The organism is Acetobacteraceae bacterium, from assembly GCA_004843165.1.
Lineage (GTDB): Bacteria > Pseudomonadota > Alphaproteobacteria > Acetobacterales > Acetobacteraceae.
The window spans coordinates 1,662,876-1,677,099 of the sequence record CP039459.1; the positions used below are offsets into that span (position 1 = coordinate 1,662,876).

Sequence of the window (14,224 nt, forward strand, 5' to 3'; positions counted from 1 at the left end):
GATTATTAAGTTACAATGATTGACGCAGAAGATATTTATCTCATTCAAGCGAGCGAAATTCTTGCTATTCAAAAACGTGAGTGGCAAGCCGCTTTAACAGGAGAGTTCAGCCCAGAAATTCTCTCAATTTCGCTGGAGGTTGAGGAATGAGAATAGGACATTCTCTTCGGGCGTTAGAAGATTTGCGGACAGGTCTTTCTGTATCGTCTTATTATCCTTTTTATCATGCGACAGCCTTGCCTCATGCGACATCGCCTTTATGGGTAAGTGATCCGCAAAATATTCTTTTTGATGAAAAGAAAAAGATTTTAAGGGCATGGCATTTGGCAAGGCCAAGTGATGCCATAGAAACAAGCTGTATTTCGCAATGGATTGAAAGTGTTTCTTTTAATCGGGGTGTTTCTTGGATACCAATGCAGAAATTCCTTTTCCCCTGCAAGAATGATATTACAGGTTTTTTTGGCGGCTGCGTTGTTCGAGATTGGCAGGATAGTGCTGGTTTTGGAAATGGTGCTGTTCTGTATTTTGTGACCGTAGAGACTTCACAAGGTCAAAAAGTCCTAAGGTATTGGGCAAAGGATTTTGGTGAAAGACCTGTTTTTGATCAGATCATTTTTGAACAAACAAAATCGCAACGTGACATCGGTCAGGCGTTAAGGGATTTTCGTGTTCATTGGGATGGTCAGCAATGGGTTGCTGTTATTACGCTATCTTATGGCATGTCTTTCTACGGCTCTTTAGATACGAAGACATGGAAAAGACATTCTCTTTGGATGGCGCCGGATCACCGTGTAGATCAAAATGGCGGTCTCGAAGCGCCTGTGTTCTTACCGGTTTCTATTGAAGGTGAAGCGCAAAAAAAATATCTTTTAATTTATGCGGATCATCTGGAAGCTTCAGGGAAGATTTATGGTGTTATCGGTGATTGGGACGGTAAGATTTTTAGAGATTTGACGAAGCCGCAACGGCTTGATTTTGGCGCGGATACATATGCCCCAAATTGCTCCATTGATCCGAGATCTGGAAAGCTTTACCTACAAAGCTGGATGGGAAATTGGAGCTATGTGCAATATATGCCTTTTAAAGGCTTTTCGAATGCGGAAACATTATTGCGAGAGGTTTTTGTTCGAAAAGAAGTGGAAAGCTACAAGATTTATACGCTTCCGCATAAAAATCAGGATGATATTTTTTCGACAAGCTTGAAATTACCAACGCAGGAAATTACGCCAGAATGTTCTTTTGATTTTCAACAATCAAAACCGGGATGTGCTTATAAAGTAGAACTCTCTTTAAAGCGTATTGGTGGCATATGGCCTGAGAAAATATATTTTTCGCTTGCAGGAAGTTCTCAAACTAAGGAAAAGGCTATGATCTTTGAGATTCTTCCGAAAGTGAATGTCTGCAAGATTTTACGTCAAAAGGGGGCGATTTCCTTTCCAAAGGAAATGAGTGAAGAGGCGCTAAGGCTTTGGAAGGCGGAGCATGTTCTGCCTTTAAGAGAACATGAGGGGCTTTTAAGGCTTGTTTTTTATGTGGATGCTTTTTCTTTAGAGCTTTTCTGTCCTGAAGCTGGAACTGTCGCAACAAATCTCTTTTTCCCAAAAAAAGGAAAGCAAAAACTTTTCTTAAGTTGTGAAGATCACAAGGTTGAGGCTTCTGTTATGTTAAAACGTGTTTAATTCTTTCTGCTTTAGGAAAATGCCATGCTCTCATCTTTAATTGCTTTTATTTTAACGGCAGGCCCACTGATGATGACGCCTGGACTTGAGACAGCTTTGGTGTTGAGAACATCCATCTCAGAAAGCTATAGAGCAGGTTTTGCCGTTGTGTTGGGGATTTGTATTGCTGTTGGTTTTTGGGGGAGTGCCGCCGCCTTTGGCTTAACAGCTTTGATCGCAGGCTCTCCTTTTGGATTTTTCCTTTTGAAAATCACAGGGGCAATTTTTTTGGCCTATTTAGGCATTAATTTATTACGTAAGCCGCATACATCTTTGTTTGATGTGGTTGAGGTAAAAGAGTTTCCTAAAAATCTTATTTTAAACGGCATTCGAAATGGTTTTACGACAACTTTATGCAATCCCGGTTTTGCTTTGGTCGTTTTGGCGCTCTTTCCTCAATTTGTCCCACAACAGACAAATGTTACCATGTTTGTTCTCATGGAGACGGCCATTCAAATTATTTTAGCGGCTTTGTGGTTCGGTACACTTGTTATGGGCGGTATCCCTTTAAGATCCTTGTTGGGGCGGCCCGCTATTATTAAGAATTTTGACCGTTTAACCGGGGTTCTTTTCTTAATTTTTGGGATTTTACTTCTTTTAATGACCCGTCCCAGTTAAAAATTATTTTTTAGCGTCTGGAAGTTTTGGAAGATTCTTGACAACAAATTTTACAAAGCGATTGACAGATAAAATGGCACTTGGGTTTGTCTGCCGTTTAAAACTTGCTTTGAAATGGATGGCATAGCGTCCGGCCGCTTGGAGGGCATTCTGAGCTCTTTTCGGATCATTTAAAGATAAATGTGCTGGAAAAGTTTTTTGACCTTTAAGCACATCCGAAAAAATATTTTCCCATGATTGCTCTAAGGAGCCGCGATTTATTGTCGGACTGGTTTGTCGTGCAAGCTCGAAAATAAAGCTCCCAGCAAGAAAAATTTGAGAATCCGGATGGGGGATTGGGTTCTCTTCGAGCAGCTCAATCAAAAACTGTCGAATTTCTGTTATAGGTAAGTTTTTGAGGTCTAATTTCTTTTGATAAATATAAGAAAAAGCTTGCTCTTCAGCGGGAATAAGGGACATTTAAGCCTCATTTTTCAAAAAATATTAAAAAGAGCGTTAGGACTTACCGAAAAGAATGTTCGGCGTGTACGGCGCTGGATCGGCTATTGGGAGCTCAAGCTTTTGCCCTTGCGTTAAGTGTGTAGGCGGTGAGACATGCGGTGAATTCTTGACAAAGCCATAGCCGTCCGTTGAAAGCCCAACATGGGAGGGTTGCATCGAACAGGCGAGGAGAAAAAAGCCCGGTAAGAGCCATAATATTTTTAGAAAACAAACCGGGCTTTTAAACATTATTTTACACTTCGAATATGTTCAGCCAAACCTTCTGCAATTTTTAGATAGGCTTTGGCTTCTGGGCCTTCAGGTTCAGAAAGGACAATTGGATGTCCATCATCTGATTTGACACGAATATTTTTAGAAAGTGGAATAGCGCCCAAGAAAGGAATGCCAAGATTCTCAGCTTCTTTTTTAGCACCGTCCTGCCCAAAAATATCTGTTTCCTTACCACAATGTGAACAATGGAAAATGCTCATATTCTCAATGAGACCAAGCAATGGAATATTGACTTGATTATAAAGTTCTGCAGAGCGGCGTGTATCAAGAAGGGCAATATCCTGAGGGGTACTTACCAAGACAGATCCGCCTTTTTTAAGGAGTTCTGCCAATTTCTGAGTAATGGTCAGATGAGCGTCCCCCGTTCCCGGCGGCATATCAATCACAAGAACATCAAGCTCTCCCCATTCAATTTCCTGTAAGAATTGGGTAAGAGCGCCCATGACCATAGGGCCACGCCAAATGACAGCTTGCTTGTCATCAATCATGTAGGAAAGAGACATTGTTTTCATGCCAAGCGCTTCGACAGGGTGCGGTTTACCTTCAATCACGGGCACTTTGACTTTGGTGCCTAACATTTTTGAAAGAGAAGGGCCGTAAATATCTGCATCTAAAACGCCGACTTTTAAACCTGATTTAGAAAGGGCACAGGCAAGATTGATTGCCGTGGTTGATTTACCAACACCGCCTTTTCCTGATCCAACCGTAATAGCACATTTAATACCAGAAAGCTGAGGAATCTCTGTGGGTTCTGGTGCTTTTTTAGGTGCAGTGCTACTGCATCCGCCAGAGGAACCGCAAGAGCCACAGCCTCCGCTGCCACATCCGCCGCCAGCAGGTTCATTCTCGAAAGAAGGCACATCTTGATGCAAGTGTTGTTCTTGAGGAGCGCCTTGCGGTGCATGGGCGGATTTTCGGGTAAAAGAGATGGAAACTGCTGAAATGCCGGGATAATCGGAAAGCTTTTCTTGGGCTTTTTTCTGCAACGCAGGCAATTTTGAGAGATTTTCTGGCAAAACTTGTAGGGCGATGTGAAGATTAGCGTCTCTTAAAGAAGAGCCTGCCAAATCACAGATGTCTAAGATACCAAGATCCTTAAGCGTCGTATGAATATGGGTTTCTAAAGGATTAGGCGTATTTTGGGGAGAATTTTGTATCATGATCTTAATACCTAGCAATTTTTCCCCTTTTTTTAAAGGAGAAGTTTCTTTTCTGAGGGGAAACTCTAAGGGCGGAACGGTAAATCTCTGTCTTATAAGTGCGAGCTAAGAATTCAGCTTGTTTATGTCAAGAGTTTCGCAATATCTTAGCGCTTCATACCGCCAAGAATTAGGGTGGAAAAAGGGCAGGATACGCCGTGCCAAGCATCACAATCTCCGCCTTGCTGTCTTGCGGTGATGATTTCATCATTTTTAATCTGAAATGCCAAGTCACAGGCGGCTTCTCCCATTGTTGGTGGCTGATGAACTTCAAGAATGCCGTTTTGCAAATTACCGCTTTTTAAGACGCCTTTAGCAGGAAGACCGCCATCTCCTTTTTGGGCGAGTGCACCACTGCATTGTGGAATGGAAACACGTAAATAAGCTGTAAATTCTTTTTTCTCAACGGGATTTTTTTCAAGAAAAAGAGCGGCATTATGATTTTTAAAAATCACTGTTTTATCTCGTTGTTTTTCGGGATTCTTTTTTAAGATAACGAAAAACAAAGAAAGGATAGAAATGAAGAGGGTTAAAAGCCCAATGATGAGAGCAAAGAGTTTAAGACGCATGCCCATTCCGTTCCTTTTTAATATGATCCCACGCATTATTAATGCGTTGCGCACGGTCTCTGAAGGTTTTTTCCTGCTCTTTTGTCAGAATTTTTTGCTGTAAAATGTCAGGATGGTATTTTTTCATTAAAACTTTCCAGCGGATACGGATTGTTTCTAAATCCGCTTCGTGAGGAACGCCTAAAATACGATAGGCGTTAATATCTGAAATATTGTTTTCCGGTGGCAAAATACCTAGAGAGGCTCTTTTCCAAGCTGTTTCTGAAAGGTGGAAGGCTTTGTGCACCCGTTTTAGAAAATCCTTTTCAGCAGGGTGAAGCGGCATATTTTTTTCAAGATCTGCACGTGCGATGTGAAAAAGGAGAAAAAGCACAGGCTCCAGAGGCTGGGGATTATCTTTAAAGGCTTCTCCGATTTCAACCGCATAGCGCTCAAAATCGTCTGTGCGCTCACGTGCTTTGTCAAAGGCTTTGGCAATTGCAGAAAGTTGCTCTGGAGGAACATTAATGGCGTTTTTAAAAGCTTCAATTTCAGAATTATTTACAGGACCGTCTATTTTAGCGATTTTAGCGCTTAGAACGAGGCTGGCGAGACCAACAAGCTGTTCTTTCTTTCCAAACAAGGCAGCAATCTTTACTGCGGAAAAAAAAGTCGCTCCTTGGGGATCTGCTTTGCCATAGGAAGGAAAGTTTTTTCCCCAGCCTGCCGGAGAGGAGAGCAATTTATCATTATCTGCACGGGCCCCGAGGAGAAAGCCGACGATCCCGCCAACAGGACCGCCTGCGGCAATCCCAGCGGCTGTTCCAAAAAGCTTACCCCAGACTGTCATGATTCATATTTTCCTAAAGATGTATGTTTATTGGCAGATAAAAAAGCCTCTTCCAGAGCCTTTAAACGAAGGGTGGAGGTAAGGGGGCGACCCTCCCGTTGATGAGAATCAATGTTACTGATGAATTTTGAAAGCGCTATTTTTTTGCGTTGTGCGGCAGATTCGAGAATATCCCAAAATTCTTTTTCAAGAGCGATGGAAGTCGCATGTCCGCTGATGGACAGACTTCTTTTTTGGAGGTGAGAGGCATTTCCCCCCTTTTTTTTTGAAAATGGCATAAGAATTATATTCTGAACCTGATAAAAGGTGCGCAAAAAGATAGGATAGACTTACTTTTGAGCATAGGATAAAATTTTAAACCCTAAAGGGGAAGACAATTTATCAGAACTCCCCTAAACTTTACATTTATTTAGCGTAACCATAAATAGGCGATATTAGATCTCATTTTTAAGGGGAAAACATTTCAATGGCTGTTGTTGAACTACCAGGAGAAGACCTCTCAGCAATTGTTCTGAGATCCCTTGAATATCTTGGCGTATCTTTGCCGGGACAGGCTGTTTCTATAGATGAGGCCTCTGCAGCATTGGCGCGTACTCTGGAAGAGGAATGCAGTGACCGAACGCCGGAGGAGGCATTGGAACGGGCAGAAAAAGTTGGTGCTGTGAAGCGGGTTGGAAAATCCAAAGATGAGCTGACACCACAATTTTTTCCCCTTTTACTATGGCCCAGCAGTGGGGCATTTTTTCGCCATCATTCTCTTGTGCCCGATCAGTCAAATGAGGAGATTTATCTTAAGGCTGAGGCATTGGCCTCTAAGATTCTTTTACTGCTTGTAACTGCGGCACTTGAAGGAAAGACACTTCTTGATACAGCGCTTATTAAAAAATTAGCATTAGAAGAAAACTGGTTTTTAAGCGATTTTTCACAGAAAACTTTATGGCTTTTAAAGCAGGTACTGGCTGTGCCTATCCTCAAAGACGGGACAAGGACAAGAGGACATATTCCGCCATTACTTTCTCTTTTGCATGATAAAGAGTTTCTTTACCCGGAAGGCGGACTTTCCCAATTATGCACGCAAGAGGGATGGGTAGCGTTATCCCCTGATGAAAGACGTAAACAATTAAAGCTCTTATGGAATGAAATTTATGAATTTCCTTACTGGAAATCACTTCCAGCGGCTTTAGGTGTAACCAAATAATCTTAGAAAACACAGAAATATTACAGATGTTGAAAGTAGAGTTTTAAATGTCCTCAGATGTACAAATGGACATCGAGCGTCTCGGTTATTTGGGAGATGCTAATTTTATTGAGAAGATTCTAAAAACGTTTTTTTTGGAAATAGAAGAAAAACTTTTAAAATGGCAAAAAGAAGGTGTTTCAGAGGAGGTTGCTCGCCATTCCGTAAATGAATCTATTGCGAATATTGCTAAAATTTTTAAGGGTGAAAACCCTGCGTATCTTTCAATGCCAGCATGGAACGGCGAGCCGCTCGCATTTTGGATTAAAAAGAATGTTGATCTGCCATTTCCGGAAGGTGTGGATGGGCTAGAGATTATTGACGCTTATTTTACCATTTTAACGGCAACTTTTATGCAGGGCTGGCAAGCTTATCAAATGAAAAAGCTAGATGCAGCGCAGTGGGGAGACTGGACAGGTGCTATGCGTCGAAAAATGCGCTTGCAGCTTATAGGGGCTCCCGGATAAGAACGTTATTTTTAGGAAAAGAGAGATTGATGCGCCTTTTTTATCAAAAAACTTTTCGCTTTTTCATATCCTCTTTTCCATTGCTTGGTTTTTCTGTTTTGTCGCCTATCGTTGGGCAGGCGAGGCCTACGATTGAAAAGGCGATAGAGGCCGATTTAGGTACCGATTCAGGTATGGAAGCAGTCTTAAAAGAAAATGCCACAACACCAGCAGCGCTCAGTCTCTTTTTACAAGATTTTCCAAAAGGGGCAGATCTCCATAATCATTTAATCGGTGCTGTTTATGCTGAGAGTTTTCTAAACTGGGCAGAGGCTGACGGAAACTGTGTTCATTTAAAAACGAATGAACTTTCTGCAGAAACCTGTAAAAATCCGCTTTCAAAGGAAGAAAAATCGGCAATTTATTTAATGAATTTCCCAAAAAAACGTGAGGCACTGATTGACGTGATGTCCATGCGTCATTTTGTAGCGCATCCTCATGGGGAAACAGGGCATGACCATTTCTTTAATGCGTTTCATCATATCGGCGTAAAAACTTACCGTACGGGTGATATGATTGCAGAGGCGCGAACCCGGGCGGCAAGAGATCATATTCAATATTTAGAATTAATGATCTCTCCGGATTTATCAGGTGCTATGGCGCAGGGGCAAAAACTTTCAGAAGTTAAAGAGGTTTCTGCTGAAAGGGTTTTTCGTCAATGGCACAAAGAAATTTCTCCATTTTTACCGTTGCGTTTAGAGCGTGCTGTTCAGGAAATTGATCAAGCACAGGCCCGGAGTGATGCGCTATTAGGATGTCATAAAAGGTCACCAAGAGAAGGATGTAAGGTTAATGCACGTTATCTCTATCAGGTGATACGCACAGCGCCTCCAAAAGAGGTTTTCTCACAACTTGCCATTGGCTACGCTCTGACTTCGAAAGATCCACGATTCGTTGGAATTAATTTTGTTGCACCGGAAGATGCGCCAATTGCTCTAAAAGATTATACACTGCACATGCAGATGTTTCATTTTTTTCATCATCTTTATCCGCACGTTCATCTTGCTTTGCATGCGGGAGAGCTTACCAGTGAACTGGTTGGAAAGGATGCCCTTAAAGACCATATTCGCCAAGCTGTTGAGATTGCAGGGGCGGAACGTATTGGGCATGGGGTGGATATTGCCTACGAAGAAAAATCCCAACAGCTTTTAAAAGAAATGGCTAAGAAAAAGATTTTAGTGGAAATTAATTTGACTTCTAACGATGAAATTCTAGGCATAAAAGGTAAGCAGCATCCGCTTTCTCTCTATCAAAAGGCAGGTGTTCCTGTTTCTCTTTCGACAGATGATGAGGGTATATCACGTGGCGATTTGACGCAGGAATATGTCAGAGCTGTGTTTGAGCAGGGAGCCTCTTATCAAGATTTAAAGAATTTCAGTCAAACAGGTTTAGAATATGCGTTTTTAGAAGGAAAATCTCTTTGGAAAGCGCAGGTTGGCGGTATTTTCGTTTCCGCTTGTAAAAAGGCGCAAATAAAAAGGCATTTAACAGACAAGTGCCAGAAATATCTCGAAAAGAATGAAAAAGCGGCGCAGGAATGGGAGCTTGAGAAAAGATTTCAAACCTTTGAAAATCTCTATTTATTAAAAACGGAAAAGGTGAAATGACACAAATTTTTTCTTGGAAAAATTGGAAAAGCAAAACTCTTTTGGGAGTGTGTGCGCTGACCTGTCTTTCTTTATCAGGACATATTGCCATAGCGGCACCTCAAAAGGAGATTTCAGATCATCAGAAAAAAATGGCTGTTCGGGTTGTTGTTTTAACCGCTTTTGAAATTGGAAAAGATACAGGAGATCAGGCTGGAGAACTTCAAAATTGGGTCGAAAAATATCCTCTGAATAAAAAAATTGAGGCAAAAGATAGTTATCATGGACATTATTTTTATAATGAAAAAGATCATGTTCTCGGTGTTTTGCTAGGCGAAGGGCATACCAGCACAGCGCAATCTTTAACTGCCTTGTTAAAAGATCCACGTTTTGACTTTAGCCATGCTTATTTTGTTTTGGCAGGGATTGCTGGTGGAAATCCGCATAAGATTTCTGTTGGGAGCGTGGCGTTGGCACGTTACGTTGTCAATGGCGGTATGTCACATATGATTGACCCAAGAGACATGCCAAAAGAGTGGCGTGATCCTTATATTCCAGCTCAATCCAGTGAGCCGTATCCTGTGCCACGGCCGGCAGCCCATTCTCAAGCCGGCGACATGGTTTATGATTTAAATTCATCTTTGGTTGATTGGGCCTTTGATAAGGTTTCTCAATACCCTTTGCCAGATAGTGAGAAATTACAAAATTCACGTAAGGCCTACGCCGATTATCCAGCGGCGCAAAAAGCGCCAGAGGTTGTTATCGGTGATGTGATTTCAAGTGAGACTTTCTGGGCAGGGCCGCATAGCAATGCATGGGCTGAAAGATGGGTGGATTACTGGACAGAGGGTAAAGGCTATTTCTCTACCACAGCGATGGAAGATCTTGCTGTGCCACTTGTTTTGGAAAGAGAAGCGAAGGCAGGGTTGGTTGATTCTAAGCGCTTGCTTGTTTTCCGCTCTGTCAGTAACTTTGACATGCCTCCAGCGGGGAAAGAGACGGCGGATCTATTTAAACAAGGAGAGGAAGGCTATATTGGTCTGGATGCTTCTGTAAATAATGTTTATTCTGTTGCCTCAATCATTGTTCGTGAAATTTCACAACATTGGCAGTCTTATAAAATGACTGTGCCTCAATCAGAATCTAAAGCGTAATAGAATTAAAGGGAAGGGCATCTTATTGTTTAGTCAGATATGTACAGATCTTGTCGGATGGGCAACATTGGGTTCCTCTATTTGCTCAGGCCTTTCTGCCAAACTCTGGTGGGATGCTTCTCGCTTGCGTTTGCCCGAAAGATCTATGAAAGCAATCGGCTCTTTGAAATTACAGCAAATTTCAATGGAGAAAGCCTTTGATCAAATTGATACGGGCTTAAACAATCTTAATGAGATACAAGTTGCACTCACAGAGAATAGCCGGGCCAATGCCAGAGCGGCTATTTGTGGTATGGGCGGAAGCGGTCTAGCCGCTTTAGCACTTTTACTAGGTCTTTTGTCTCATTTGCATTAAGTTAGGGATTCTTATAGGTTTCGAGAGGGCTATCCCTTCATAAGAAAATTTGACTTTTCTGTGAAAATAAGGAATATAGTTCTTGAAATTTTTTCTTATTGGCCGTACCTCAGTACTATTCTGAAGAGAGTTTAATAAGAGTTTTTACCAACACAAGTTAAGACGCGTCTTAGACGTGGAAAGTGGAACATGAAAATACGTCATAGTCTAAAATCAGCTAAAACGCGCGATAAAAACTGTCAAATTGTTCGTCGCAGAGGCCGCGTTTACGTTATTAATAAAAAGAATCCTCGCATGAAGGCCCGTCAAGGCTAAGAGGATTTCCTTTTGATAAGATAAAAAACCCTGATTCTTAGAGAGATCTGAGAGTCAGGGTTTTTTATGTTTGTTATTTAAAGATTTTAGAATGGCTAACGATAAAAAAGAGATTATCCTTTTATCGTTTACAATATTTCTATTTTAGAAATGCCCACCGGTTCCAAATGGCCCAAAGTCAATATTTGCGGCCATACGTTTCTTTTGCTCCTCATCCAATAGGGTAATCAGAGAATCATCTTTTTTAGCCGCACTTAAGACTTCATCTGTGGTGTGAGCCATTGTTTTCTTAAGCATGTCAGGGTTAAAGCTATCTATTTTTGAAGCATTTTCAGAAGAGGAGACACCGGAAAATTTACCAAGGTCAACTGTCACTTGATGATCTACTTGGTGTAAGAGATCAATCAGAGAGGAATGAGTGTCCATTTTGCGATGTGGATCAAGGAATACGTTCTTGTCTGGCTCTCCAGGGATGAAAGAATCGTTTGATGCACCTTCGGGTAAAATACCGTCTTTTGGATATAAGAGATTACCTGAACTATCTTTAAATGGTAGGGGAATATAGGGCGTTAATGGCGCCGTTTCGCCATGACCAAAACCAGAGAATGTTCCAGAAATTGTGTCTGAGAATGGGGTTGCGCCACCGGAAACGGTTACGCCAACAGCACGAATAGTATCTTGAACAGTACCGTTTATAAAATGAGGATTCCCTTGAACGGAGATATTATCCATATGACGTAAAGCGTCAGGACCCGCTGCAGAAATCGTGTCTTTTACATCTGTTTTAAGAAGTTCTGCTTTTTGAAGCCAAGAAACTTGCTGAGCTGAGGTTTCCCCTAGGATACCGTTGAGCGCACCAGACAAAGTATCAGGACGTAGAAAAGCGTTATTGGATGTTGATTCAAAGCCTGTAACACTGGGGGTGAGGGCAGTCGTATTCAAAGCGCCAGAAACGCTATCTTTCGCTATATTTACAGGAGATGAATTGTTGTCTGCCATGCCCGTCTGAACTTGGCGCATGGTAGCATTATAGTGATGACTTAAATCACTAAGATCATTTTTTGTAACAAAGGAAGGGCCAGAAAGCCCCCCACCAGGAAGAGTGGGGGAAGCATTTAAATGGGTATAAACCACGTATAAATATATTCCTATCTTTAAGATCTTCCTCGATAAGGCTAAAATCCAATATCAAGAAAGCTATAATTTAATGATCTTTAATCGAAACTCTTTTATTTGTGATCTAGCTAACATCGGAGATAAAATAGAAAACAAATTTTATATAATTTGTTCCACGCTAGAATGCACAGAACATCTTCTTAATACTTTCTATCTCAGATGTCCAGATTCTTTCTTCTAAATCACTTGGCGCACGCCAGTCTCCTCGTGGCGAGAGGCCAATATCAGGCAGTATTTTCGGTCCATTTGGCATTGCGCTTCGTTTAAATTGACTGAAATTGAAAAAGCGTTTCCCAAAGATTTCAAGCCATTTTAAGAGTTCTTTTGCCTCGTAGGAATGGCTGTTTTCTGTGCTGTGTTTTCCCCAGGCTTTTTGGAGAAGAAAAGCGATACGTTTCGGGCCTGCACCATATTTTAAAACATGCCATAGAATGAAATCTTGCAATGCGTAAGGTCCGATGGCGGATTCTGTGCTTTGAAGCGTATTTGGGTTATCACTTGGCAGGAGTTCCGGTGAAATAGGACGTTCTGCAATTTTTGCTAAAATTTCTCGAAGCGCAGAAGGATAGGTTTTTAGGGCATCTTTATTTGAAAAATAGCAAACAATTTGTTGAATAAGGGTTTTTGGAATACCCGCATTCACATTGTAATGTGCCATTTGATCCCCAACACCATAAGTACACCAGCCTAAGGCGAGTTCAGACAAATCACCTGTGCCGATGACAAGCGCATTCTGCTGTCCGGCTAAACGGAAAAGAAGATCTGTTCTAATACCTGCTTGCACATTTTCAAAGGTAAGATCTAGGCTATTCCTCATCTCATTTGGAGATATGTTGCCCTGAAGAGGAAAATCTTTTGCAGGATGATCCAAGCTTTGAAAGATTTTCTGACAAATGGGGCGGATATCAATATTTTTTATCTCAACTTGCAGGCTCTTCATAAGTTGTGCGCCAAGATCTTCGCTGGTTTTGGAAGTCCCATAACCAGTAAGCGAGCAAGCGATAATTTTATCGAAAGACCAGTTTAAAATCTCTGCTGAACGATGGCAGACTAGAAGCGCTAAGGCACTGTCAAGACCGCCTGAGACACCGATAACCATTTTGGAAGCTTTGCTGGCTTGAAGGCGCTTAGCGAGACCAACTGCTTGGTATTCTAAGACCTCAAGGGTATTTTCTGCCATGCTTTCTTTTTGAAAATGGAAAGGAAAGGGCGAAATATTTCTTTCAAAACCAATATCTTCGGAAATGGGGGAAAGATGAAATGCAATGAAAGTAAATTTATCTTTCGTCTTACGGGGAGGGAGCTGACGAAAATAGTTGGACCTAAGACGTTTTGCCCGTAGCGCTTGCAGATCAATGTCACGGATGAGGAGCTCTGGAGAATCTGGAAGGGAAGAGGCTATATCGCCAAGCATTTCTCCGGCTTCATAAATCATCATCTGACCGTCCCATACAAGATCGTTGGTAGATTCTCCCCAGCCAGAGGCGGCATAGATATAACCTGTCATAAGACGTTTTGCGTAAGAGGCACATAAAAGATGACGATCTTTTTTACGTCCGATCAGTCCAGGAGAAGCAGAAAGATTCGCAATGATTAAGGCTCCAGCCTCGATTTGCGCAATACCAGGGGAGTTTGGAACCCAAAGATCTTGACAGATTTCGACACCAAAGCACAAATCAGGAAAGTCTTTTGCTTGAAAAAGTAGATCTGTTCCAAAAGGATATGTTTTTCCCCAGAGAGAAATTTGCTGCTGTTGAACATTTTGGCCAGAGGCAAAATGGCGCGCCTCATAAAATTCGCCTTCCGAGAGGATATGCGTTTTAGGGACAAGTCCTAGAAGTATTCCTTTATGAAAAATGGCGGCGCAATTATAGAGGGTCTGGTTATGGCAAATGGGGAGACCGACAACGCCAACAGAATACCAATCCTTAGAGGCGTGAACAAGAATTTTAAGCGCTTCTAGCGCTTCATCAAGAATGGGGCGCTGAAAAAAAAGATCTTCAAGACTATAGCCTGTCAATGATAATTCCGGAAAGACGGTGACAGCAACCTGTTTTTTGTCACATTGCCGCATGATATTTGCCACCAGCTTGGCATTCTCCTTAGGCGCACCTAAGCGAATGGGATGGTGAGCCGCCGCAACACGGCAAAATCCTTGATGATAAATAGAATGGAAGCAATCTTTAGGCAT

General features: G+C 41.9%; 16 protein-coding genes. 8 read left to right on the forward strand and 8 right to left on the reverse strand.

Going from position 1 to position 14,224, the window contains the following annotated elements:
- Nucleotides 1–146 precede the first annotated feature (146 nt).
- The gene (locus tag FAI41_07970; protein ID QCE33516.1) at nt 147–1,679 is read left to right on the forward strand and encodes a hypothetical protein; all 1,533 of its coding nucleotides are present in this window, start codon (nt 147–149) and stop codon (nt 1,677–1,679) included.
- Nucleotides 1,680–1,703: 24 nt separating this feature from the next.
- Entirely contained in the window at nt 1,704–2,336 is a 633-nt protein-coding gene (locus FAI41_07975; protein ID QCE33517.1) for a LysE family translocator, read from the forward strand.
- Between the two features lie 3 nt (nt 2,337–2,339).
- Here FAI41_07975 and FAI41_07980 read toward each other — a convergent pair whose 3' ends face one another.
- The 6 genes from FAI41_07980 to FAI41_08005 all read right to left on the reverse strand — a co-directional run bounded on the left by FAI41_07980 (nt 2,340) and on the right by FAI41_08005 (nt 5,982).
- Nucleotides 2,340–2,795: a hypothetical protein gene (locus FAI41_07980; GenBank protein QCE33518.1), complete on the reverse strand. Its 456-nt coding sequence runs from the start codon at nt 2,793–2,795 to the stop codon at nt 2,340–2,342.
- A 36-nt stretch (nt 2,796–2,831) separates the two neighbouring features.
- Nucleotides 2,832–3,065: a hypothetical protein gene (locus FAI41_07985; GenBank protein ID QCE33519.1), complete on the reverse strand. Its 234-nt coding sequence runs from the start codon at nt 3,063–3,065 to the stop codon at nt 2,832–2,834.
- Nucleotides 3,065–4,267 carry an Mrp/NBP35 family ATP-binding protein gene (locus tag FAI41_07990; protein ID QCE33520.1) on the reverse strand — a complete coding sequence of 401 codons (1,203 nt, stop codon included), beginning with the start codon at nt 4,265–4,267 and terminating at the stop codon, nt 3,065–3,067. The genes FAI41_07985 and FAI41_07990 overlap by 1 nt, the downstream gene beginning before the upstream one ends.
- A gap of 146 nt (nt 4,268–4,413) precedes the next feature.
- Nucleotides 4,414–4,875, reverse strand: a complete 462-nt coding sequence (locus FAI41_07995) for a hypothetical protein (protein QCE33521.1) — start codon at nt 4,873–4,875, stop codon at nt 4,414–4,416.
- Nucleotides 4,865–5,704: a molecular chaperone DjiA gene (locus FAI41_08000; protein ID QCE33522.1), complete on the reverse strand. Its 840-nt coding sequence runs from the start codon at nt 5,702–5,704 to the stop codon at nt 4,865–4,867. Before FAI41_08000 ends, FAI41_07995 begins: the two co-directional genes overlap by 11 nt.
- Nucleotides 5,701–5,982, reverse strand: coding sequence for an aryl-sulfate sulfotransferase (locus FAI41_08005; GenBank protein ID QCE33523.1), 282 nt, complete (start codon nt 5,980–5,982; stop codon nt 5,701–5,703). The genes FAI41_08000 and FAI41_08005 overlap by 4 nt, the downstream gene beginning before the upstream one ends.
- A gap of 188 nt (nt 5,983–6,170) precedes the next feature.
- Between FAI41_08005 and FAI41_08010 the strand changes: the two genes are divergently transcribed.
- From FAI41_08010 to FAI41_08035, 6 genes are all read left to right on the forward strand, one after another.
- Nucleotides 6,171–6,902, forward strand: coding sequence for a hypothetical protein (locus FAI41_08010; GenBank protein ID QCE33524.1), 732 nt, complete (start codon nt 6,171–6,173; stop codon nt 6,900–6,902).
- A 47-nt stretch (nt 6,903–6,949) separates the two neighbouring features.
- Complete coding sequence (locus FAI41_08015; GenBank protein QCE33525.1) at nt 6,950–7,408, forward strand: hypothetical protein; 459 nt, start codon at nt 6,950–6,952, stop codon at nt 7,406–7,408.
- A 29-nt stretch (nt 7,409–7,437) separates the two neighbouring features.
- Nucleotides 7,438–9,054, forward strand: coding sequence for an adenosine deaminase (locus FAI41_08020; GenBank protein QCE33526.1), 1,617 nt, complete (start codon nt 7,438–7,440; stop codon nt 9,052–9,054).
- The gene (locus FAI41_08025; protein QCE33527.1) at nt 9,051–10,187 is read left to right on the forward strand and encodes a purine nucleoside permease; all 1,137 of its coding nucleotides are present in this window, start codon (nt 9,051–9,053) and stop codon (nt 10,185–10,187) included. The genes FAI41_08020 and FAI41_08025 overlap by 4 nt, the downstream gene beginning before the upstream one ends.
- 25 nt (nt 10,188–10,212) lie before the next feature.
- Complete coding sequence (locus FAI41_08030; protein QCE33528.1) at nt 10,213–10,542, forward strand: hypothetical protein; 330 nt, start codon at nt 10,213–10,215, stop codon at nt 10,540–10,542.
- A gap of 189 nt (nt 10,543–10,731) precedes the next feature.
- The gene (locus tag FAI41_08035; protein ID QCE33529.1) at nt 10,732–10,857 is read left to right on the forward strand and encodes a 50S ribosomal protein L36; all 126 of its coding nucleotides are present in this window, start codon (nt 10,732–10,734) and stop codon (nt 10,855–10,857) included.
- Nucleotides 10,858–11,001: 144 nt separating this feature from the next.
- Here the strand turns inward: FAI41_08035 and FAI41_08040 are convergent, their stop codons facing one another.
- Together FAI41_08040 and FAI41_08045 are read right to left on the reverse strand one after the other, a co-directional pair.
- On the reverse strand, nt 11,002–11,991 hold the full coding sequence (locus FAI41_08040) for a hypothetical protein (protein QCE33530.1): 990 nt from the start codon (nt 11,989–11,991) through the stop codon (nt 11,002–11,004).
- 160 nt (nt 11,992–12,151) lie between these two features.
- A complete protein-coding gene (locus FAI41_08045) occupies nt 12,152–14,224 on the reverse strand; it encodes an NAD(+) synthase (GenBank protein ID QCE33531.1) in 2,073 nt (690 codons plus the stop codon).

Bases quoted from the DNA above. Each gene is read 5' to 3' on its own strand.
- FAI41_07980 (QCE33518.1), bottom strand. From the start codon at position 2,795: ATGTCCCTTATTCCCGCTGAAGAGCAAGCTTTTTCTTATATTTATCAA.
- FAI41_07970 (QCE33516.1), top strand. From the start codon at position 147: ATGAGAATAGGACATTCTCTTCGGGCGTTAGAAGATTTGCGGACAGGT.
- FAI41_08010 (QCE33524.1), top strand. From the start codon at position 6,171: ATGGCTGTTGTTGAACTACCAGGAGAAGACCTCTCAGCAATTGTTCTG.
- FAI41_08000 (QCE33522.1), bottom strand. From the start codon at position 5,704: ATGACAGTCTGGGGTAAGCTTTTTGGAACAGCCGCTGGGATTGCCGCA.
- FAI41_08025 (QCE33527.1), top strand. From the start codon at position 9,051: ATGACACAAATTTTTTCTTGGAAAAATTGGAAAAGCAAAACTCTTTTG.
- FAI41_07985 (QCE33519.1), bottom strand. From the start codon at position 3,065: ATGTTTAAAAGCCCGGTTTGTTTTCTAAAAATATTATGGCTCTTACCG.
- FAI41_07990 (QCE33520.1), bottom strand. From the start codon at position 4,267: ATGATACAAAATTCTCCCCAAAATACGCCTAATCCTTTAGAAACCCAT.
- FAI41_07995 (QCE33521.1), bottom strand. From the start codon at position 4,875: ATGCGTCTTAAACTCTTTGCTCTCATCATTGGGCTTTTAACCCTCTTC.
- FAI41_08015 (QCE33525.1), top strand. From the start codon at position 6,950: ATGTCCTCAGATGTACAAATGGACATCGAGCGTCTCGGTTATTTGGGA.
- FAI41_08005 (QCE33523.1), bottom strand. From the start codon at position 5,982: ATGCCATTTTCAAAAAAAAAGGGGGGAAATGCCTCTCACCTCCAAAAA.
- FAI41_08045 (QCE33531.1), bottom strand. From the start codon at position 14,224: ATGCCTAAAGATTGCTTCCATTCTATTTATCATCAAGGATTTTGCCGT.
- FAI41_08020 (QCE33526.1), top strand. From the start codon at position 7,438: ATGCGCCTTTTTTATCAAAAAACTTTTCGCTTTTTCATATCCTCTTTT.
- FAI41_07975 (QCE33517.1), top strand. From the start codon at position 1,704: ATGCTCTCATCTTTAATTGCTTTTATTTTAACGGCAGGCCCACTGATG.
- FAI41_08035 (QCE33529.1), top strand. From the start codon at position 10,732: ATGAAAATACGTCATAGTCTAAAATCAGCTAAAACGCGCGATAAAAAC.